Source organism: Microbulbifer sp. ABF4_107 (assembly GCF_056312215.1).
The window spans coordinates 2,139,016-2,159,490 of sequence record NZ_CM149983.1 but is presented as its reverse complement, the minus strand read 5'-3'; the positions used below and the strand labels follow the sequence as shown (position 1 = coordinate 2,159,490).

The window sequence follows — 20,475 nt, the reverse complement described above, 5'->3', positions numbered from 1 at the left end:
GATGAAACTGATCAATAAATCGACTCTCTTTTTCACCGCAACGATGCTGTTTTCCGGTGTCGCACTGGCCGAAGATGGCGAGGCGCTGTCGAAGCACCTGGATAACAAGGGCGACCGTATCGAAAATCGCCTGGACCGTCGCGGTGATCGCATCGACAACCGGCTCGACAACAAGGGCGACCGGATCGATAACCGACTGGACCGGGCGTCACAGCGTGCCGAAGCCAACGGTAACGACAAGCGGGCCACCCACCTGGATAACAAGGGCAATCGCATAGACCACCGGCTGGATCGCAAGGGCGACAAGATCGACAATCGACTGGATCGCAAAGGTGACCGTATTGATCGCCGCCTCGACCGCAAGGGGCAGGGTGTCGACCGCCGCATGGACCGCCGCAGTGAGCGGGTTAAAAAATAAGAGCCTTCTCGCTGCATGGAACAGTTTCTCGCTTCGGTAGAAAAACGAGCCTATTCCATGGCTGCGATGGCCGTAGGGAACCGGGACGACGCGCTGGATATCGTGCAGGACGCGATGTTTTCTCTGGTCCGCCGGTACAGCCACAAACAGCGGGAGCAATGGCGCCCGCTGTTTTTTACCATTCTCAGTAACCGCATTACCGACTGGCACCGCCGCCACAAAACGATTTCCCGCTGGCAACTGTTGCGAGAAAAGTTTGCCGGTGATGACGGTGACGAAGACGGCTTTGATCCGGGTATTCTCGAAGACACCGCTGGACCGAGACCGGAGCAGGGTGTTTTTTCCCAATACACCCTCGACGCGATTGAAGCGGCGGTCGGCCGTTTGCCACCTCGTCAGCAACAGGCGTTTTTACTGCGCTGCGTTGAGGGCTTCGATATCGCCGAGACGGCCACCGCAATGTCCTGCAGCGCCGGCAGTGTCAAAACCCACCTTTCCCGGGCGCTTGTCGCCCTGCGTGCGCAACTGGAGGAAGTGCGATGAATTCGCCGGAAGATCAAGCGAGTGGCCAGAGCCGCAAGCATGTGCGCAATCAGCAGCAGTTGATTGCCGGCGCCCGCGAGGCCATGGTTCGGCGCGACGAAAAACTCGACGGGGAAACCCTGTCGCGCCTGCGTCGCGCGCGCTCGGCAGCGCTGGATGAGGCTGCAACAAAGTACTCACTGGCAAATCTATGGTTGCCCGCGGGTGCAGCTGGTGTTGCGGCGATGGTCGTGGTGGCACTGTTGATCGGGCGGGGCGACACGCCACAAAAGGATGAAATAGATCTGCTGGCGGACGTGTGGATTCTGGATGAAGAAACCGAGCTGGAAATGATCGAAGACGTGGAGTTTTACCAGTGGTTGGCGGAGGAGGCGCTGGATGGCTAATCGTGCTGGCCGCTTCTTGCAAAAGCGCCTGGGCAAGCCGCGGCTATCGCGCCTGATTTTGGCGTGGACGCTGTTGGCGTTTCCCGCGGCCTTTGCCAATGAACCGTTGGATGAAGATTTTTTACTGTTCCTGTCCGACTGGACCGATGACACTGGCGAATTTGTTCCGCCCAGCGACCTGCAAGAAGGCTGGACAGAAGAACCTGCGCCGTCAGAGTCAAAATTGCAACCAGCCGCCGATATCGAACAGCAAGTACAGAGCAAGCAAGGTGAGCCAGATGAGTAACGCCACAATGCGAAATAGGGTATTGAGGGAACTGATGGTACCGAAGGGATTGCGCCGCGGATTCCGGTTGCCGCTGTTGCTCGCGCTGTTTTTGATGACGACGGGTTTGACGGCGATGAGTAGTCAGGCCTGGGCAGATCCCGTCACCTGGCAGCAATTGAACGAGAGTGAACGTCAGCTGCTGCAACGATTCGAGAACCGCTGGAATGAATTCACTCCGGAGCAACAGGCACGCCTGCGCCAGGGGGCGGAGCGCTGGTCTTCCATGACCCCGGAGCAGCGCCAGCGGGCGCGTCAGGAATTTGGCAAATGGAAGCGGCTTACCCCTGAGCAGCGGGAGAAACTGCGCGACGCCTATCAGCGCTTCAAGGCACTGCCCCCGGAGCAGCGGCAAAAGATCCGCGAAGCCCGTCAGCGCTTCCGTCAACTGTCGCCGGAGCGCCAGAGGCGTTTGCGTGAACGCTGGCAGAGCTTGTCTCCGGAGCAGCGCCAGCGTTTCCGCGAGCGCCGCCGGCAGCGCCTGGAATCGTCGGAATAGTCTCGGCTATATTCTTGCCAAAGTTCAGTTTCGATTCAGCCAGTTCCCCGTAAAGTGCTCCCATCGGCCGCTTTAAGGCCGCAACAAGGCACACGGTAGTGACCAAACGCAGAGTGTGGTCACGCCAGGGCGCCAGAGTCCGGGTCTCAGGGAGTACTGAACATGGCTACAGCAAACAAATGGTTCCAGCAGTTGGCGTTCGCCGGTCTGACCGCGGCCCTGGTCGGCGTAAGCGTCTCTGCCACTGCCGGTGACAGCGGCTACCCAGAGCCGTACGAAGGCCAGTATGTTGGCCAGCAAGGCTACCACTACGCCACTGTCACCGGCGTAACGCCTGTCTACAATGATGTCCGGGTTGTCGAACCCAGAACCCAGTGCTGGGACCAGACCGTCACCTATCAGCAACCTTCCCCTGCCGGCGCCATTATTGGCGGCCTTGTGGGCGCGGCTGTTGGGCGCAACGTGGTGAAGGGGCACAAGCACCGCGGCTATCGTCATTACGGCCGTCACCACTATCGCCACCACCACCGCGCCAATAAGGGCGCGGGTATGGTAGCGGGCGCTGCGGTGGGCGCGATCATTGGCAGCGCGATCAGCCGCAACCAGGCGCCGGTGCAATACGGCACCGAGCAACGCTGCCAGGTAGTGGAAGAAGTGAGCACCCGCCGGGAGCTGATTGGTTATGACGTGAACTACCGTTACAACGGCCAGGAATATCTAATTCGCACTGACCACCATCCTGGCGATAGAATTCGGGTTCGCGTAGACGTCACGCCGGTATTGTGAACATATATTGTTCTTTCAGCGGCGTTGTGGAATTGACAGGAGCAGAGCTGTGAAAGTCGCATTGGTTTGTCTGTGGGTGGCCGTTCTGGTCGCCGCGCCGGTTTCCGCATCCTCGCGGTATCAGGGGGATGTGCCAGCCCCGAGGATCGCCAGCGTTCACAAACTGCCTATGCAGCCCCTAGCCAGTTTTCGGGTGCAAAACAAGGGCATCTCTAAAAATGAAGCCGCCGCAATCGTAAAGCGCCAGTTCGGTGGCAAGATTCTGGCGATCAGTGAAGTCCAGCGCAAAGGCAAAGCCGCCTACCGGGTTAAGGGACTTTCTGACCAGAGTCAGGTCTATGTAGTGTTCGTTGATAAACAGAGCGGGCGTATCTCTCGCTAGTCAACCGCGAAGAGGTCGACAAGCGAACGCTCGCCCGCACAACGACTGCCGAAAAGAATTTATTGAGGAAAGACCATGCGCGCACTGCTGGTGGAAGATGAGCACGCCCTGCGTGAACAGTTGGCGGCCTCCCTGCGCAAGGGGGGATACACCGTGGACGAAGCCCCGGACGGCGAAGAAGCCCTGTATCTCGGGCGAGAGTTTCCCTACGACGTAGCGGTGATGGATCTGGGCCTACCCAAGGTGGATGGCATTCAGGTGATCGAGACCCTGCGCAAGGAATCCCGGCATTTTCCCATTCTGATCCTCACCGCCCGCGGCCATTGGCAGGAGCGGGTGCGCGGGCTCGAAGCCGGTGGTGACGACTATCTCACCAAGCCCTTCCATACCGAAGAGCTGCTGGCCCGGCTCAATGCGCTGGTGCGCCGTTCTGCGGGATTTTCTTCACCCACCATCAATGCGGGCCCCATCGAACTGGATACCAGTGCCCAGCGGGTAAAGGTGTCCGGCAGTGAGTTGGAGCTGACTTCGTTCGAATACAAGGTGCTGGAATATCTGATGTTGCACCCGGACGAAGTGGTGTCGAAAACCACGCTCACCGAGCACATTTACGAGCAGGATTGCGATCGCGACAGTAACGTGATCGAAGTGTTTATCGGTCGCCTGCGTAAAAAACTGGATGCCGCCGGTGGGGTCAAACCGATCGAAACCCTGCGCGGGCGCGGCTACCGCTTTAGCCCGGCGGACTGATGGCATGGTGGACGCGGCTGCACCGCCTGAGGCAGGTGCTGTTCCGCTGGGTACACTCCCTTTCTGGCCGCCTTTCTCTGATGGCCACACTGGTGTTACTGGTATTCCTCGCGGTTTTTTCCGGGGTGCTGGAGCGGGCTTTCCGCACCTCGCTGGATGAAGCCAAAGCGCGGGAACTGCAGTTGCACGTGTACACGCTGCTGGCCGTGGCGGAACCCGACGGCGATACCCTGCAACTACCCCTGAGCCTGCCGGAACCCCGGTTCAATCAGCCGGACTCCGGCCTCATCGGCGCGGTGATGGATGCGCGGGGACGGGTGATCTGGCGCTCTCCCTCGGCATTGAGCCTGCCGAATTTTTCAGCCCTTCCTCTTCCGCTGCCGCTGCGCCAGGGGCAGCAGGTATTTGCCGAAGTGCAGATGCCGGATCTGAATCAGCCTTACACCAGCTTTCGCCAGGGTATTGCCTGGGGGCTGGACAACGAACTGCAATTTACCTTTGTTGTGCTGGAAGACGCGGCGCCGCTGTATGCCCAGCTCAAGCAGTTCAATACCACGCTGTGGCGCTGGCTGGGTATCGGTTCACTGGCGCTGATCGCCGTGCAATTACTGGTGCTGCAATGGGGGCTGGCGCCGTTGCGCGGGCTGACCCGCGCGCTGAAAAACATGCAGCACGGCGGCGCCGATCGCCTGCAGGGTCGTTTTCCCCAGGAGTTGGTCCCGCTCACTGACAATCTGAACCTGCTGATCGAGAACGAACGACGCCAGCGAGAGAAGACCCGGCATACCCTCGGTGACCTGGCCCACAGCCTGAAAACACCCCTGGCGGTGCTGAAGGGGATGGATGTGGCTGCCGATCCCCGCAGTGCGCAGCAGGCGCTGGCGGAGCAGGTAGAGCGGATGGATAGCATCATCAGTTACCAGCTGAAGCGGGCGGTGACGTCTTCGCCAAAATCGATTCTGCGCGGCGTTCCGGTACAACCGCTTGCGGAAAAAATTCTGTCCGCGCTGGACAAGGCCTATCGCCACAAAACCATCGATGCCGAATTGCTGTGCGATGAGTCCGTTCTGTTTTACGGCGATGAAGGGGACCTGATGGAAATGCTCGGCAACCTGCTCGATAACGGCTACAAGTACGGTGGCGGTAAACTGCTGGTGAGTATCCGCAATACCGAGGATCGGCGGCGGCTTGAGATTACTGTCAGCGACAATGGCCCCGGCCTGTCCGAGTCCCAGTGGCAACAGGTGATCCAGCGCGGTGTGCGCGCGGACCAGCAACAGCAGGGGCAGGGGATCGGGCTTGCGGTAGTGGTGGATATTGTGGAGAGTTACCACGGTTCAATCGGTCTGGTGCCATCGGTCCGGCGCGATGGTGAACCGCGCGATGATGACCAGCGCGCAGACGCAGACCTCGGGGGGCTTACCCTGCGCGTCGACCTGTAAAACCAAATAAACAATAAACAAAAGGAGTTGGTATGTTTTCTCGACCTTCCAAGACGTTGTCTCGCGGCCCGAGGTTTGCGCTATTGGGCCTTATCACCTGCGCATTTGCGGCGCCCGCGCTCGCCGCCAAGGTGCCCTCGCTCTGGCCCGGCGGTGCGGAAGTAGCGGTGGTGCTGACGTATGACGACGCACTGGATTCCCATCTGGATGTGGCCATCCCCCAGCTCAACGAGCACAGATTTCCGGGCACGTTTTATTTGAGTGGCGCGCGCCCCTCAATCCGCATGCGTCTGCACGAATGGCGCCGCGCCGCGGAAACCGGCCACGAGCTCGGCAACCATATGCTGTACCACCCGTGCCGCAAATCAGTCGCCAACCGCAGCTGGGTAAAGCCCTGGCAGGATCTGGATAAGTACACCCTGGAGCAGTTTGTCGACGAGGTGCAGGCTACCAACAGCATGCTCGAAGCCATCGACGGAGAGCAGCAGCGCACCTTCGCCTATCCCTGCGGCGATATGGTCGCCGGTGGGCAGGATGTAGTGCCGGAGCTGAAAAAACTGGTCCCCGCTGCACGCCTGTTTTCTGCGGATGGACAGCATCAACCTGCGGACAAGGATTTTTACCGGGTCGCGTCGTTTGATGGCGCCGAGAAAAGTGGGGAAGAGCTGATTGCCGTGGTGGAAGCCGCGCGGGAAAACAACAGCCTGGTGGGCTTTATGTTTCACGGTGTCGGTGGGGATTACATCACCGTATCCGAAAAAGACCACCAGGCACTGCTGGAGCATCTGGCGGCACACCCGGATCGCTATTGGGTAGCTACCATGCGCGAGGCGGTGGAGCACCTGAAAAAAGAACAGGCGCGGCAAAAACTCTGATCAGCCCGGTCTACGCCGCGCGGGCGTAAACCGATTGGCGATCAGTGCGAAGGCGCTCAGGAGCTTTCGCTGCCCTTGGCGCCTTCGATTTCTTCCGCTGTTTCCAGTGGAGTATTGGTACTGGCCCGCTCCCCGCGGCGCTGACCCGGGACCACGCCTTGCCACAATTTGTCTGCCAGAGCCTGTGGCGACTCGCTGCGCCCGTCGGCGACCCACTGCACGATGGCGTGCGCCACATCCGGCCAGGCGATGCGCACGCCCCTGGGGTGCTCTTCCAACCAGCGGCCAATGGTCAGTGCATCGATATGCTCCACCACCTTGGCCAGCTGCAGCTCTTTTAGGGCCATGCCATTGGCCTCCTGTTCGAACTGTCCCTTGAGCGGGCGGGTGAGGATCGGTTTGCCGAGAGTCAGGGTCTCCGCGATCAGCTCAAAGCCGCTATTACAGATGACCGCACGTGCGCTGGCGACGTCGTGACGGAAGCCTTCCACCGATGGAGCCTTGAGGGTGATGTTATCTGCCTTGGGCAAGTCTGTGGGCAGGCCGTACACAATAAATTGCTGTGGCAGTTGTGCCAGGTGTTGCAGCAGTGGCGCCGCATGCTCAAACGGCAGGTAGACCAGAATATGGTCCTGTTCCACCGGGGCCGGTTCTTCGTGCGCGTGGGCGATAGGCGGCAGGATCGGGTGGCCAAAGTGATACCAGTGCATGCCCAGGCTTACCGGGACCGGCGCGAAGGCTTTCATGATGCTGCGCGCAACCCAGCCGAAGGCCGGGGTCGGAATGGCGAAGTTGAATGCGTACTGGTGACCGAGGCCCAGGCTCGGACATTTGCGCTTTTTCGCCGCCCAGGCCGTGACCGGCTCGAAGTCGCTGATGACCAGGTCAAAATCGTTCACCGGCAGATCGCGAATATCTTTCAGCAGTTTGCGCACATCCAGTTGCCTGGCGGTCGCCAGCTTATCGATCTTGCCTTCCTTGTGCACAAAGGTCAGGCCTTCGCGCCACCAGTAGTCACCAAAGGCTTCCATGGCAAAGAGCTTTTCCGGCGGGCGACCGGAGAAAAGCCACTGTACTTCCAGATTGGGAAATTGCTGAAAGGCTTCCGCCATGGCCCTGGCGCGGGAAATGTGGCCGTTACCAGTACCTTGAACGCCGTACAAAATTTTCAAGTTGCTTCTCCGGGAGAAATGCGAGGGTTGTCAATTTCTGGAGCAGGGTGGTGCTGCGCAATAGTTATAGCAGTACGCCGCTCACCGCGAAGCCAACACCGATGCCAAGTAGCGCACCGGCAAACACATCCGTGGGGAAGTGCACGCCGAGGCCTACACGGGAAGTGCCGACGCCCGCGGCCCAGAGGTATCCAAGCGCCCACAGAGGGTTAAGGCACTGAGCGAGCATGGTCACAAACAGGAAGGCGCCGGAGGTGTGGCCCGAGGGCAGGCTGAAGCGGTCGTTGGCCACCACGATGGAGCGCAGTCCCGGAATGGATTCCGGCGGCCGGTTGCGGCGGGTGGTATTTTTGATGGTCCAGTAAAGGGAGCGCTCGATGGCGAATGCGGCACCGCACACAGTGAAAAACTGCAGTGCGGCGCTCAGGCTCATGGCCGCGACCACCAGCGGTGACAGCAAGTAGAGCCAGCCGTCGGCCGAGCGGGACAGCAGCAGATAGTTTCTGCGGGATGCCGGCCGTGTCGCCCGTTCTGCCATTCGCAGCACCAGTGACACATCGACGGTTTTCAGTGTGATAGGTAAGCTTCGCATACGGTAAAAGTACGAAGCCTATGTTGCGCAGACTTGAACAAAATATGTCAGGTCTGTGAAATCTGCCCCTTTTGCAGGAAATTAGTGGGTCCCGTCATGCCGGACTTGTTCCGGCATCCAGTCTCGCGGCGCTGGATTCCGGGTCGAGCCCGGAATGACGGGGTTGGCTTCAATCAATACCAATCTTGATGGCACCAGACCCCGGCAGCTTTTCCACTAGCTCGTGACCGCACAGTTTTGAAGGGGTGAAATAACCCCCTTCTCCCTGATAGTCGAGCAGGAACTCCACCACCGCCAGGGAGCCGTGCACGGTCACATCGTAGCCGTTGGCGGTAACCACACGTCCCACCCGGCGCTCGCCGCGGCGGTCATTGCGCACTTCGCCCCACACCCAGGTTTGCTGCTCTGCGCGCTGGTTTTCGCTGGGGCCGCGGACCTTGTCGTCGACCTTGCCCTTGAGCCAGTTCTGCACCCATTTCATGCGCAACAGCCAGCGGAAGGCGTTCAGTTTCTGCATTTTTTTAGCCCGGCGCGGGCTCATGGGGATGTACACCTCGATATTGGGAATCTCGGTGGAGTAGTAGGCGGTGGCGACGTCACCCCAGGGAATGGCGACGGCGAACTTTTCACCGCGGCCGAAATTGATCTTGCGGGTCAGCTCGGCGTGGGGCGTCATCTCGATCTTGCCGTTGCGACGCACCGCGCCACCCACGCCGAGGCTTTCGATCGAGGTCTTGGCGGTACCGGGGCTGAGGCCGGAATCCGAATCGAATCCCAGGGTCAGGTGCGTAGCGCTGTACATTTCCCTGTGCAGAGCGGTCGCCAGGCAGTCTGTCGGAATCACATCAAACCCGGTGCCCGGGCACAGTACCACGCCGGCGGCGCGGGCTTCCGCATCCAGGCCATGGGCCAGTTGATAGACCGACATTTCACCGGTGATGTCCTGGTAGTGAGTGCCGCTGGCAATACAGGCGCGGATCATCGGTTCGGCGGTGGCCGAGAATGGCCCCGCACAGTGAATTACCGCCGCCACATCCTTCAGGGTATGTGCGAGCGCGTCTTCATCGTCCAGAGAAACGGCAATGGCGGGCAGGCCAAGCTCTGTGGCCAGCGGCTGCAATTTGGCCGCACTGCGACCGGACAGAATGGGCTTCAGGCCCTTGGCCACGGCTTTGCGGGCAATCAGCTCGCCGGTATACCCATAGGCGCCGTATATCAGGATGTGCTTTTTGTTAACCGAGTTGTTCACCGAGTGTCCTTATTGTCTTTTTTGGGCGAAGCCCGGTATCAGTCGAGGGGGCGTTCCAGGGCAAAGCGCGCGATCGTCTCGCCGTCTTTCTCAATGGTTTCCGCAAACATGGTGAGGGGGCGTGCCCACACACCGAACTCATCATACAGAGCGCGGTAGATCGCCAGTTGTTCCCCGGTCTCGCTGTGGGTGGCAATTTCCATCAGGTGATACAGGTTGCCTTTGTAGTGCCGGTAGATACCTTTTTGTGGGGCTTGCATAGAACTCACGTGGTTTAGTCCAAATGAAAAGCAGAGAGCTGAATCTGGGTAATACGCTGCCCGTGCAGCACGGCAATGCCACTGTAGCGGCGTTCACCGGTAGAGGTGAATTCAAATTCGTATTGCCGCTGCAGCCGCACATGACCGCGCCGGTCGCGCTTCAGGCGGGTGCGGTTCAGCATCACCGTATCGTCCAGCAACTGCACACCGGTTTTTGCACAGTGATCTTTTACGATGCGCCGCACCCGATCCTTGGCCGCCATACCGGCCCAGAAATACCAGGCGGGCAGTGCCAGGAGAGAAATCCAGAAGAGGTCGCCGAGCGAGTAATACATAAGCGTTGCAGTTGCTATCATCAAACCGCGCAAGAATACCACCACAGGAGGAAACATGTCTGGCACGATTCTCATCACTGGCTGCAACCGCGGCATCGGACTGGAAATGGCCCGCCAATTTGCCGCGGATGGTTGGAAAGTGATCGCCACCTGCCGCAATCCCTCCGCCGCCTGGGAATTGAGCGAGCTGGCGGAGTCCCATGAAAATCTGCAGGTACACGGGCTGGATGTCACCGATTACCAGCAGCTCGAGGAACTCGCGCACAGTTTAGATGAGCTTCCGCTGGATGTACTGGTCAGCAACGCGGGCTATTACGGCCCGAAAGGGGTGACCTTTGGCAGTGTGGATGTGGAAGAGTGGCGCAAGGTGCTGGAGGTCAACACCATCGCACCCTACAAACTGGTGGAAGCATTTGCTCCCCACCTGACCGCCGGAAAGCGCAAAGTGATCGGTGTACTGAGCAGCAAGGTCGGCAGTATCGATGACAATGGTTCCGGCGGTGGTTACCTGTACCGCTCATCCAAAACGGCGGTCAATCAGGTTGTTAAGAGCCTGTCCATCGACCTGGCGGAACAGGGCATCCGGGTGCTCGCGTTGCACCCTGGTTGGGTGCAAACGGAGATGGGGGGTCCCAACGCATTGATTTCCACTCAGCAAAGCGTGCAAGGACTCAAGCATCTACTGCTGAACGCGACACCGGAAGACAGCGGTTGTTTCTTCAATTACGACGGCTCGGAAATTCCCTGGTAAATCACTGTGCTTTCCTAGGGGAGCGGGATCAGGTCCAAATGCTGGGCGATCTGCCCAAGAGACATCAGTATGCACATGGTGATCACCAGAGGCCGGATCAGGCGGGTGCCGCCGGCGAGCATGGTGTGACTGCCGATAAAGGCGCCCAGCATCTGCCCGACCATCATGGCGCCGCCAATGGTCCATATCACCTTGCCGCCTGCGGCAAACAGCGCGAGGGAAACCACGTTGGTGGTGAGGTTGAATAGCTTTGCGCGGATAGTAGCGGTGAGCAGGGTCTGCCCGCGAAACGCGACCCCGGAGGCCGCGAAGAAGGTGCCGGTTCCAGGACCAAAGGCCCCGTCGTACACACCCACGGCGGGCACGCAGGTCAGCGCCCACTGCTTTTCACTCATTTTCCCCTCACGTTCGCTGTTGCCCATATTGGGGGTAAACCACACGTACAGCGCGACGCTCAACAGCAACAGGGGTATTACCCAGTCGAGCCAGCTGGTATCCACCCGCTGAATCAGCCAGGCACCCACGCCCGCACCAATCCCGGCAGTAATTACTGGGAAAATAAGTGAACGCTCGCGCAAATGCCCCTTGGAATACAGGGTGGCCGTTGCGGTAAAGGTACCCAGAATCGCCTGACTCTTGTTTGTGGCCAGTGCGGCCACCGGTGGTACACCGGCGAGCAACAAGGCGGGTACCGTCAGCAGGCCGCCGCCACCGGCCAGGGTATCCACCCAGCCCGCCAGCATAGCTACGGCAAACAGAATCAACAGCAGGGTCAGGGTGATTTCCATCGGGTACTTCTTGGATAAAACGGTTTAGGGTTTTTCGGTAGGGGAGTTCAGTGATTCTATCGGCAGGCTGAGCGCGCCGGCGATCAGTGCTTCTTTGCGCGCCTTGCTCCATTTCTTGATCTGCAGCTCCAGTTTCAATGCTTCGGAGTGACTGTCGACCCCCTGCTGGAATTCCAGGGTCAGGGGGCCGCGCCCACGCAGTGCCTTTGCCGCTTTTGGGCCACTACTGTTGTGCTCTTCAAAGCGCCGTTCAACGTCTCGGGTAATGCCGGTATAGAGCGACCCTTTGTTGGTGCGAATCAGGTAAATAAACCAGTCGGACAAAACACTACCGTCGATAAAAAGCGATTAAAACAGACTCTGCTGATCCCCGGACTGGGGTGGCAGGGTGAACTGGCTGCAGTCCAGGTCCAGCTTGCGTGCATTCAGCCCCAGCTTGCGACAGGTTATCCGAAATCGCTGCCGCAGTAACTGGGCAAATACGCCGGTACCGCGCTGGCGCTGTCCAAATTCCGCCTGGTTGTCCTTACCTCCGCGACTCTGTTGCACCAGGCTCATGACGTGTTGCGCCCGCTCGGGGTAGTGCTCCGCCAGCCACTGGCGAAACAGGGGCGCTACCTCAAAAGGCAGCCGCAGCAGAATATAGGCGGCGTGGATGGCACCTGCCGCGTGGGCGCGCGTGAGTATCTGTTCCAGTTCCGAATCGTTGAGGGCGGGAATCATCGGCGCGGCCATCACTGCGGTGGGAATGCCGGCATTGGCCAGCGCTTCAATGGTGCGCAGGCGCGCCGCCGGTCCTGCGGTGCGCGGCTCCAGCCTGCGTTTCAGTTCGTTGTCCAGTGTGGTTACGCTGATGCCCACGTGCACCAGATTGTCCCGGGACATTTCCGCCAGAATGGGCAGGTCACGCAGGATCAGCTGGCTCTTGGTGACGAGGGTGACCGGGTGGCGATAGCGTTGCAGGGTTTCCAGTATCCGGCGAGTGATCTGTTTGTCTTTCTCGAGCGGCTGGTAGGGGTCGGTATTGGTACCCATGGCGATGGGGCTGCACTGGTAGCTCTTTTTGCGCAGTGCCGATTCCAGCAGTTCCACCGCATTGGGCTTGTAGAACAGCCGCGTTTCAAAATCGAGCCCGGGCGACAGGTCCATATAAGCGTGGGCCGGGCGGGCGTAGCAATAAACACAGCCATGCTCACAGCCCCGGTAGGCGTTGATCGACTGGGTGAAGGGAATATCCGGTGAGTTATTGGTGGCGATGATCGATTTCGCCTTCTCCTCAATCGCTACTGTCTCGATCCGCTCCTGAGGTTCCAGCAGGGTCTCCCAGCCGTCACTCTCGCGGCTGCTAACCTGATCTACAAAGCGTCCCGCCAGGTTACTGATGGCTCCGCGGCCCTTGAGGGGTTGGGTGGGGTTGTCGGGAGCGTCATTGGCCACGTTGGGTATTCGGTGCTTGGCTGTATGTTTGTACAGTTTATTGCCAGGCCGCAGACGGTGCAAGCGCGTTCCCCAGCACTTACAATGACCGATCAGTACGCGCTAAAAACCAGCCATCAGGAACTAGGGAATGGATCTTCAATCTGTCGCCGCTATCTATGCATTTGCGGTCAAGGTGCTCCAGATATTCGCCATGCTGTTTGCCTTCGGGCTGGTGGTGCTGGTGCTGTATGTGGTGTATCTGTATCTGTCGGATATCAGCCAGACCAAGCAGGCGATCCGCCGCAATTTTCCGGTACTGGGGCGTTTCCGCTATCAGTTCGAGCACTTGGGCGAGTTCTTCCGCCAATATTTCTTTGCCCTCGACCGGGAGGAGATGCCGTTCAATCGCGCCCAGCGCAGCTGGGTGTATCGGGCAGCGAAGAATGTGGATTCCACCCTGGCCTTTGGTTCCACCCGCCCCCTGAATCAGCCCGGCGATATTGTCTTTCTCAATCATCCGTTTCCCACTCTGGCCAAGGATGCAGTACCAGCGCGGGAGGTCACTCTGGGGGAGGGTGTTGCGCGCAGACCCTATACCACCCGCTCGATATTTAATATTTCCGGCATGAGCTTCGGCGCCCTGTCGGTACCGGCGGTGACTGCGCTTTCCAAAGGCGCGGCGAAAGCCGGTATCTGGCTGAACACCGGGGAAGGAGGCCTGTCTTCCCATCATCTGGCCGGTGGTTGTGACATCGTGTTTCAGATTGGCACAGCCAAATACGGCGTGCGCGATGCCGAGGGCAATCTGTCCGATGCAAAGCTGCGCGAGGTTGCCGGGCACGAGCAGGTGAAAATGTTCGAGCTGAAACTCTCGCAAGGGGCAAAACCCGGTAAGGGCGGTATCCTGCCGGGGGTGAAGGTGACACCGGAGATTGCCCATGTGCGCGGCATACCGGTGGGAGAAGATTCAATCAGCCCCAATGGCCACCCGGAAATCAAGGACGTCGAGGGGCTGCTGGATATGCTCAATCATATTCGCGAAGTCACCGGCAAGCCCACCGGGTTCAAATGTGTGATCGGCAACAGCGACTGGCTGCACGAACTGTGTGAGGCCATTTTGCGCCGCGGCGCCGAGAGCGCGCCGGACTTTATCACCATCGACAGTGCCGATGGCGGCAGCGGTGCCGCGCCGCAGAGCCTGTTGGACTACATGGGCCTGCCACTGAATCGCAGCCTGCCCCTGGTGGTGGATCTGATCGCCGAATACGGTCTGCGCGACCGCATTAAAATCATTTGTGCGGGCAAACTGCTCACTCCGTCGATGGTGGCCTGGGCGCTCGCCATGGGGGCCGACTTCGTCAACTGCGCGCGGGGATTTATGTTCGCTCTCGGCTGTATTCAGGCCATGCAGTGCAACAAAAACACCTGCCCCACCGGCGTCACTACACACAACCCGGATTTACAGCAGGGGCTGGACCCCATGGACAAAGCGGAGCGTGTCTATCACTACGCGCACAATATGGAATACGAGGTGGGAACCATCGCCCACTCCTGTGGCGTACCGGAACCGCGCCTGTTGCACCGCGCTCACGTTGAGGTCATCAACGAGCGCGGTGTGCCGGTCCCGCTGACCACCCTGGCGCCGGAAGGAAAGCCCAAGGCGGTGATCGCCAGCGATCGCGATCAGATCTGAGCGGCGTTACGCTCTACACAGGCACAACAAACATACGCACAACAGAGAGAGCGTGAGCATGGAAGGCGTCACCACACTGGTTGGGCAGGGGCTGTATATGGCGGTGGCCGCAGTGGTCGGTCTCGGTATCGCCCGTGTTCTGAAGCGCGATAACACCCTTGGTTGTCTGATCGCCGGCGTACTTGCCGGAATGTTGTTACCGGTATTTGATTACGACACCGGGCTGCGCGCGGAAAACCTGCATCAGCTGGTATTTTTCGTCATCCTGCCGGTACTGATTTTTCAGTCCGCGTGGAAGATCGACCCGGATATCCTGTTTCGCTGGCTGGGGCCGGTACTGTTGCTGGCGACCCTCGGCGTGTTGATCTGTTGTCTGATTACGGCGCTGCTTGTCTTCTACGGTATTCACCATCCTACCGGCTTTCCATGGCTGGCTGCGTTTCTCACTGGCGCCATACTGGCCGCCACCGATCCGGTGGCGGTGGTGGCGCGTTTGCGCCAAAGCCGCGCAAATGAAGAGTTGTTAACCCTGGTGGAAGGGGAAAGCCTGTTTAACGATGCGGTCGCAATTGTGCTGTTTGCGTTTGCACTGGGTATTGCCAGCCACAGTGCCATGGAAGGCAGTGTGGCCACCGGCGAGGCGATCAGTGGTGTGGGTGGTTTTGCACTGTATTTTGCCGCGGTATTTTTTGGTGGTCTTGCGGTGGGCACCATCTGTGGGCTGGTTACTGCTATCGTGATTCTGTTTCTCGGCTCGGCGGGCGCTGCGCTGATGGTTCTGGTACTGGCGGCCTTCGGCAGCTTTTATCTGGCGGAGCACGTGGTCGGGGTCTCTGGAATCCTGTCGGTCATGATCTGCGCTATTGTGGCTCGCGCCTGTCTGCGCGAGCAGCAGGAAACCTACCTGGCTCATGCGGCACCGACCTGGGAGTGGCTGGGGTTATTTTTCAATGCGCTGATCTTCGTGATCATGGGGCTGGTGATCACCTTCGAGATGTTTACGCACCAGTGGCTGGCGATGATCATAGCCATCGTTGCGGCCATTGGTGCGCGGGCGCTGGCGGTGTTTCTGGTGGCGCCCTTCGCGCGCTTTGTGGGGCCCCCGATTCCAAACAGCTGGCGATTGATTTTGAGCTGGGGCGGTTTGCGGGGTGTCATTGCGGTGGCGCTGGTGCTGTCACTGCCCACGGAGCTGCCGTACTGGTGGACGGTGCAGTCGATGGTATTTGGCGTGGTGTTGTTTTCGTTACTGGTACAGGGGACAACCAGTACGCGATTGATCAAAAAGCTGGGGCTTTGAATACGGGCAGCGATATTGCTGCCCGCAGGTGGTCAGGTAGATAGCCAGGGCTTCTAGGACGCCCAGTTCAGAATAACTTTGCCCGATTCCCCGGAACCCATGGTGTCAAATCCCTTCTGGAATTCGTCCACGGAAAATTGGTGGGTGATGATCGGGGAGAGGTCGAGGCCGGACTGGATCAGGCTGGCCATTTTGTACCAGGTCTCGAACATTTCCCGCCCGTAAATACCCTTGAGAATCAGGCCTTTAAAGATCACCTGACTCCAGTCGATGGCCATTTCGCCCGGGGGAATCCCCAGCATGGCAATCTTGCCGCCGTGGTTCATGGCGGAGAGCATATCGCGGAAGGCGACGGCGACGCCGGACATTTCCAGGCCCACGTCAAAGCCTTCGGTCATGCCGATGTCTTTCATTACATCCGACAGTTTTTCCCTGCTGACATTGACGGTGCGCGTCGCGCCCATTTTCTTAGCAAGTTCCAGGCGGTAGTCGTTGATATCGGTAATCACCACATGGCGTGCACCCACGTGGCGGGCGACGGCCGCGGCCATGATTCCGATGGGGCCGGCACCGGTAATCAGCACGTCTTCACCGACGAGATCAAACGACAGTGCCGTGTGCACCGCATTGCCAAACGGATCGAAGATGGAAGCGAGCTCGTCGGAAATATTGTCCGGAATTTTGAAGGCGTTGAGCGCCGGGATTACCAGGTATTCCGCAAACGCGCCCTGGCGGTCTACGCCCACACCGTAGGTATTGCGGCACAGGTGGCGGCGGCCGGCGCGGCAGTTGCGGCAGTGGCCACAGGTGATATGGCCCTCGCCACTCACTCTGTCACCGATCTTGAAACCGGCGACTTCCTGGCCCATGCCAACCACTTCACCCACATACTCGTGGCCCACCACCATGGGTACGGGAATGGTTTTCTGCGACCACTCGTCCCAGTGGAAAATGTGCATGTCGGTGCCGCAGATCGCGGTTTTGCGGATCTTGATCAGCAGGTCGTTGTGGCCCGGTTCCGGTACCTCAACGTCGGTCATCCAGATGCCGGGTTCGGACTTTAATTTGGATAATGCTTTCATAAATACTGCTTAGATAATCTCGAGTTCTTTCCCGACTTCAATAAATGCGTCGATGCAGCGGTCCAGCTGTTCGCGCGTGTGCGCGGCGGACATCTGGGTGCGGATACGGGCCTGGCCTTTGGGGACCACCGGATAGAAGAAGCCCACCACGTAGATGCCTTTCTCCAGCATCTTGTCGGCCATTTTCTGTGCCAGGGCGGCGTCACCGATCATTACCGGAATAATCGCGTGGTCCGCACCGGCGAGGGTGAAACCGGCGTCGGTCATGCGCTTGCGGAAGTACTGGGAGTTTTCCTGCAGCTGGTCGCGCAGTTCGCCACCTTCCACCAGCATGTCCAGCACCTTCAGTGACGCGGTGACGATGGCGGGCGCGACGGAGTTGGAGAACAGGTAGGGGCGCGAGCGCTGGCGCAGCAGGTCGATGATTTCCTGGCGGCCGGAGGTGAATCCGCCGGAGGCGCCACCCAGGGCTTTGCCGAGGGTGCCGGTGATGATGTCGACGCGCTCGACCACATCGCAGTATTCGTGGGTGCCGCGGCCGTGTTGGCCAAGGAAGCCGACGGCGTGGGAGTCGTCGACCATCACCAGGGCGTTGTATTTGTCTGCCAGATCGCAGATGCCTTTGAGGTTGGCGATGACGCCGTCCATGGAGAAGACGCCGTCGGTGGCGATCAGTTTGGTTTTCGCGCCGGCGGCGTCGGCGGCCTGCAGTTGCGCTTCGAGATCAGCCAGGTCGTTGTTGGCGTAGCGGAAGCGTTTGGCTTTACACAGGCGCACGCCGTCGATGATGGAGGCGTGGTTGAGGGCATCGGAGATGATGGCATCGTCTGGGCCCAGTAATGTTTCGAAGAGGCCGCCGTTGGCGTCGAAACAGGAGGTGTATAGGATGGTGTCTTCGGTCTGCAAAAATTCAGACAGCTGGAATTCCAGGGCTTTGTGGATGTCCTGGGTGCCGCAGATAAAGCGTACGGAGGCCATGCCGAAGCCGTACTGGTCGAGGCCTTCTTTGGCCGCTTCGATCAAGTCCGGGTGGTTGGCGAGCCCGAGGTAGTTGTTGGCGCAGAAGTTGAGGACCTGGTCTTCATTATTGACCTGGATCTCGGCACTCTGCTGCGAGGTAATGATGCGCTCGCGCTTGTAGAGGCCATCGGCCTCGATCTGTTTCAGTTCGTCGCGCAGGTGCTGGAAAAATTGCTCGGGCTTGGACATGGCGTTGTTATTGGCTCCTATCAGTGCTTTTGGCAGTAGGGTAGTAGAGCAGGCATGAATAGCTTTGGTGGCGGCGCCGCTACCGGGTGCTCCCTTGTGAGACACGCCGTAAACCCATCCATGGGGGCTCTGCACCGCCATCCATGGCGGTGAAGGTCTCACAAGGGAGCACCCGGTATCGACACCTGCGCTCAAAGCTCGCAACGCTGATTTACAACGTCGAAATTTCAGCCGTAAGTGTAGGTTGGGCAGTCTTTTATAACGAGATAGCCCAGCCGACCCGTCAAATTTGGTTATCCCACCAGTTCACAGGCCTTGTGAGCCGTGACCGGTGCGTCGCTGGCGCGGCAGTGAGTAGCGAAGGCCAGCGCGTCTTCCGTTGTGTCGAACAGTAGTTGCCACAGCAGTTGCCGATCGCTGCGTTTGACTGCCCGGACGGCGGTTCGGGCGCGCTGGGGCGCGATCTGGATTTCGATAACGTCGGTGCTGGATAGCTGTAATTCGGACATGTTCCCTCCAAAAATTCTGGAGGGCTGACGGCGGAAGAGGCGATTCGTCAGTTAAAAAAATCGCATCCCGGTAGGATTGCAACGCTGTAACCAATGCGGTTCAGCGAGAGCCCCATCCTCAGCACAAGTTTTGTGTTGAGAAACCACCTTGCCCCGGTAGGCAGGTTGGCGTTGGCGTCAGCCACTCTCTTGATGTCGGGGGCAAAGATAACGATGGCGGAACAACCAGTCAACAGCGCCGCCGCGGGCGACGGCGCGTCAGAGTATTATGCGGGAAGTTGCACGGATTTCAGTTCAATAAACTCGTCCAGGCCGGCGGCGCCAAATTCGCGCCCATTGCCGGAACGCTTAACACCGCCGAATGGGGCGTCGTAATTGAACTCACCGCCGTTGACGAAGCACAGGCCGGCTTCGATACGGCGCACGACGGGCATTGCGGACTCTGCGTCTTTGGCCCAGACACCGCTGGAGAGGCCGTATTCGGTGTCGTTGGCGATGGCGATGGCTTCGTCCATGTCCCTGTACGGAATCATGCAGGTGACCGGACCGAAGATCTCTTCGCGGGCGATGGCCATTTCGTTGGTGACGTCGGCAAAGACGGTGGGCTTGACGTAGAAGCCTTTGGCGAAGCCTTCGGGAATTTCGCTGCCGCCGGCAACCAGGCGTGCGCCTTCGGCGATGCCTTTATCGATATAGCCGCGCACGATGTCGCGCTGGCGGGCGGAGGAAAGGGGGCCCATAAAGTCGTCGGCTCCGGTGCCCATGGCCACTTCTTCGGCCACGCGTTTGGCAATGTTCACCGCTTCTTCGTAGCGTTCGGCCGGTACCAGCATGCGGGTCAGTGCGGTGCAGGTTTGTCCGCTGTTGATGAACACATCTTCACAGCCCCAGCGTACGGCGGCTTCGAGGTCGGCGTCGGGGGTGATGATAAACGGGGATTTACCACCCAGCTCCTGGCACACACGTTTGACCGTGGGCGCCGCGGATTTGGCCACCTCGATACCGGCGCGGGTAGAGCCGGTGAAGGACACCATGTCGATGTCCACGTGGCTGGAAAGCGCCGCACCGACAATGGGGCCGGCGCCCGGTACCAGGTTGAATACACCGGCGGGGAGGCCGGCGGCGTCGATGATTTCCGCCATCACGTAATCCTGCAGCGGGGTCATCTCCGAGGGTTTCTGGATCATGGTGCAGCCGGCAGCGAGGGCGGGGGCGACCTTGCCGACAAACTGGTGCAGCGGGTAATTCCACGGGGTGATAAATCCACACACGCCCACCGGTTCCCTGAGCACGACAGAGTGCCCGGCCTTTTCGGTTTCTTCCATCAGCGCGGCGCGGTCGGCGTAGTAGCGCATGGCGTAGATGGGGCCATCGATATGCAACCATTCAGTGATATGCGCGGGGCAACCGAGCGCCTGGGATACGGCGTCGATCAGGTCCTGCTTGCGCGCTTCCATACCGTCGGCAATGGCGTGCATCAGAGCCTGGCGTTTGGCGGCGCGGGTGTGGCGCCACTCTTTGAACGCTACCTTGGCAGCCGCTACGGCGTCGTCCACATCTTCCATGGAGCCCTGAATGACTTCGCACAGGGTTTCTTCGGTGGCAGGGTTGATCACCGGGTGCAGGCTGCCGCCGTTTGAATCGCGCCATTCACCGTTGATGTACAGTTTTTTTGTGGGCAGTTGACTGATTGTTGTCATGAATTTATTC

At 59.4% G+C, this 20,475-nt stretch carries 25 protein-coding genes and 1 riboswitch; of the genes, 13 read left to right on the top strand and 12 right to left on the bottom strand.

Annotated elements, in window-relative coordinates; genetic code table 11:
• Window position 1 precedes the first annotated feature (1 nt).
• The 10 genes from ACYX4K_RS08945 to ACYX4K_RS08900 all read left to right on the top strand — a co-directional run bounded on the left by ACYX4K_RS08945 (window position 2) and on the right by ACYX4K_RS08900 (window position 6,406).
• Window positions 2–418 carry a hypothetical protein gene (locus ACYX4K_RS08945; RefSeq protein WP_475092467.1) on the top strand — a complete coding sequence of 139 codons (417 nt, stop codon included), beginning with the start codon at window positions 2–4 and terminating at the stop codon, window positions 416–418.
• Between the two features lie 15 nt (window positions 419–433).
• The gene (locus tag ACYX4K_RS08940) at window positions 434–961 is read left to right on the top strand and encodes an RNA polymerase sigma factor (RefSeq protein WP_475092468.1); all 528 of its coding nucleotides are present in this window, start codon (window positions 434–436) and stop codon (window positions 959–961) included.
• Window positions 958–1,347, top strand: a complete 390-nt coding sequence (locus tag ACYX4K_RS08935) for a hypothetical protein (RefSeq protein ID WP_475092469.1) — start codon at window positions 958–960, stop codon at window positions 1,345–1,347. Before ACYX4K_RS08940 ends, ACYX4K_RS08935 begins: the two co-directional genes overlap by 4 nt.
• Window positions 1,340–1,633 carry a hypothetical protein gene (locus tag ACYX4K_RS08930; RefSeq protein WP_475092470.1) on the top strand — a complete coding sequence of 98 codons (294 nt, stop codon included), beginning with the start codon at window positions 1,340–1,342 and terminating at the stop codon, window positions 1,631–1,633. Before ACYX4K_RS08935 ends, ACYX4K_RS08930 begins: the two co-directional genes overlap by 8 nt.
• Entirely contained in the window at window positions 1,626–2,171 is a 546-nt protein-coding gene (locus ACYX4K_RS08925) for a DUF3106 domain-containing protein (RefSeq protein WP_475092471.1), read from the top strand. The genes ACYX4K_RS08930 and ACYX4K_RS08925 overlap by 8 nt, the downstream gene beginning before the upstream one ends.
• Before the next feature lie 162 nt (window positions 2,172–2,333).
• Window positions 2,334–2,957: a glycine zipper 2TM domain-containing protein gene (locus ACYX4K_RS08920; RefSeq protein ID WP_475092472.1), complete on the top strand. Its 624-nt coding sequence runs from the start codon at window positions 2,334–2,336 to the stop codon at window positions 2,955–2,957.
• 49 nt (window positions 2,958–3,006) lie between these two features.
• Window positions 3,007–3,339, top strand: a complete 333-nt coding sequence (locus tag ACYX4K_RS08915) for a PepSY domain-containing protein (RefSeq protein WP_475092473.1) — start codon at window positions 3,007–3,009, stop codon at window positions 3,337–3,339.
• A gap of 75 nt (window positions 3,340–3,414) precedes the next feature.
• The gene (locus ACYX4K_RS08910; protein ID WP_231757771.1) at window positions 3,415–4,089 is read left to right on the top strand and encodes a response regulator transcription factor; all 675 of its coding nucleotides are present in this window, start codon (window positions 3,415–3,417) and stop codon (window positions 4,087–4,089) included.
• The gene (locus tag ACYX4K_RS08905; RefSeq protein ID WP_475092474.1) at window positions 4,089–5,531 is read left to right on the top strand and encodes an ATP-binding protein; all 1,443 of its coding nucleotides are present in this window, start codon (window positions 4,089–4,091) and stop codon (window positions 5,529–5,531) included. The genes ACYX4K_RS08910 and ACYX4K_RS08905 overlap by 1 nt, the downstream gene beginning before the upstream one ends.
• Before the next feature lie 32 nt (window positions 5,532–5,563).
• A complete protein-coding gene (locus ACYX4K_RS08900; RefSeq protein WP_475092475.1) occupies window positions 5,564–6,406 on the top strand; it encodes a polysaccharide deacetylase family protein in 843 nt (280 codons plus the stop codon).
• Between the two features lie 56 nt (window positions 6,407–6,462).
• Here the strand turns inward: ACYX4K_RS08900 and ACYX4K_RS08895 are convergent, their stop codons facing one another.
• The 5 genes from ACYX4K_RS08895 to ACYX4K_RS08875 form a co-directional block, all read right to left on the bottom strand.
• On the bottom strand, window positions 6,463–7,578 hold the full coding sequence (locus ACYX4K_RS08895; protein ID WP_475092476.1) for an MJ1255/VC2487 family glycosyltransferase: 1,116 nt from the start codon (window positions 7,576–7,578) through the stop codon (window positions 6,463–6,465).
• A gap of 64 nt (window positions 7,579–7,642) precedes the next feature.
• Entirely contained in the window at window positions 7,643–8,170 is a 528-nt protein-coding gene (locus ACYX4K_RS08890) for a phosphatase PAP2 family protein (protein ID WP_475092477.1), read from the bottom strand.
• A gap of 169 nt (window positions 8,171–8,339) precedes the next feature.
• Entirely contained in the window at window positions 8,340–9,419 is a 1,080-nt protein-coding gene (locus ACYX4K_RS08885; RefSeq protein WP_475092478.1) for a saccharopine dehydrogenase family protein, read from the bottom strand.
• Window positions 9,420–9,457: 38 nt separating this feature from the next.
• Window positions 9,458–9,679 carry a DUF1653 domain-containing protein gene (locus ACYX4K_RS08880; protein WP_475092479.1) on the bottom strand — a complete coding sequence of 74 codons (222 nt, stop codon included), beginning with the start codon at window positions 9,677–9,679 and terminating at the stop codon, window positions 9,458–9,460.
• 14 nt (window positions 9,680–9,693) lie between these two features.
• A complete protein-coding gene (locus ACYX4K_RS08875) occupies window positions 9,694–10,014 on the bottom strand; it encodes a DUF3301 domain-containing protein (protein ID WP_475092480.1) in 321 nt (106 codons plus the stop codon).
• A gap of 55 nt (window positions 10,015–10,069) precedes the next feature.
• On the opposite strand from ACYX4K_RS08875, the gene ACYX4K_RS08870 reads away from it, so the two are divergent.
• Window positions 10,070–10,765 (top strand): SDR family oxidoreductase, encoded by a 696-nt coding sequence (locus ACYX4K_RS08870; protein ID WP_475092481.1) that lies wholly within the window; start codon window positions 10,070–10,072, stop codon window positions 10,763–10,765.
• A gap of 14 nt (window positions 10,766–10,779) precedes the next feature.
• Here the strand turns inward: ACYX4K_RS08870 and ACYX4K_RS08865 are convergent, their stop codons facing one another.
• Genes ACYX4K_RS08865 through ACYX4K_RS08855 form a run of 3 tightly spaced genes read right to left on the bottom strand, consistent with a single transcriptional unit; the run spans window position 10,780 to window position 12,990 of the window.
• Complete coding sequence (locus ACYX4K_RS08865) at window positions 10,780–11,553, bottom strand: TSUP family transporter (RefSeq protein ID WP_475092482.1); 774 nt, start codon at window positions 11,551–11,553, stop codon at window positions 10,780–10,782.
• 24 nt (window positions 11,554–11,577) lie between these two features.
• The gene (locus ACYX4K_RS08860; protein ID WP_475092483.1) at window positions 11,578–11,877 is read right to left on the bottom strand and encodes a GIY-YIG nuclease family protein; all 300 of its coding nucleotides are present in this window, start codon (window positions 11,875–11,877) and stop codon (window positions 11,578–11,580) included.
• Between the two features lie 24 nt (window positions 11,878–11,901).
• Window positions 11,902–12,990, bottom strand: a complete 1,089-nt coding sequence (locus tag ACYX4K_RS08855; RefSeq protein ID WP_475092484.1) for a PA0069 family radical SAM protein — start codon at window positions 12,988–12,990, stop codon at window positions 11,902–11,904.
• A gap of 130 nt (window positions 12,991–13,120) precedes the next feature.
• On the opposite strand from ACYX4K_RS08855, the gene ACYX4K_RS08850 reads away from it, so the two are divergent.
• Window positions 13,121–14,665, top strand: a complete 1,545-nt coding sequence (locus ACYX4K_RS08850) for an FMN-binding glutamate synthase family protein (RefSeq protein WP_475092485.1) — start codon at window positions 13,121–13,123, stop codon at window positions 14,663–14,665.
• A gap of 58 nt (window positions 14,666–14,723) precedes the next feature.
• The gene (locus tag ACYX4K_RS08845) at window positions 14,724–15,965 is read left to right on the top strand and encodes a cation:proton antiporter (RefSeq protein ID WP_475092486.1); all 1,242 of its coding nucleotides are present in this window, start codon (window positions 14,724–14,726) and stop codon (window positions 15,963–15,965) included.
• A gap of 53 nt (window positions 15,966–16,018) precedes the next feature.
• Here the strand turns inward: ACYX4K_RS08845 and tdh are convergent, their stop codons facing one another.
• The 4 genes from tdh to ACYX4K_RS08825 all read right to left on the bottom strand — a co-directional run bounded on the left by tdh (window position 16,019) and on the right by ACYX4K_RS08825 (window position 20,465).
• Entirely contained in the window at window positions 16,019–17,047 is a 1,029-nt protein-coding gene (tdh, locus tag ACYX4K_RS08840) for an L-threonine 3-dehydrogenase (RefSeq protein WP_475092487.1), read from the bottom strand.
• Window positions 17,048–17,056: 9 nt separating this feature from the next.
• A complete protein-coding gene (locus ACYX4K_RS08835) occupies window positions 17,057–18,256 on the bottom strand; it encodes a glycine C-acetyltransferase (RefSeq protein ID WP_475093937.1) in 1,200 nt (399 codons plus the stop codon).
• Window positions 18,257–18,549: 293 nt separating this feature from the next.
• On the bottom strand, window positions 18,550–18,765 hold the full coding sequence (locus ACYX4K_RS08830; RefSeq protein ID WP_043315589.1) for a hypothetical protein: 216 nt from the start codon (window positions 18,763–18,765) through the stop codon (window positions 18,550–18,552).
• Window positions 18,766–18,850: 85 nt separating this feature from the next.
• Window positions 18,851–18,966: riboswitch (SAM-I-IV-variant riboswitch) on the bottom strand.
• A 65-nt stretch (window positions 18,967–19,031) separates the two neighbouring features.
• The gene (locus ACYX4K_RS08825) at window positions 19,032–20,465 is read right to left on the bottom strand and encodes an aldehyde dehydrogenase family protein (protein WP_475092488.1); all 1,434 of its coding nucleotides are present in this window, start codon (window positions 20,463–20,465) and stop codon (window positions 19,032–19,034) included.
• Window positions 20,466–20,475 lie beyond the last annotated feature (10 nt).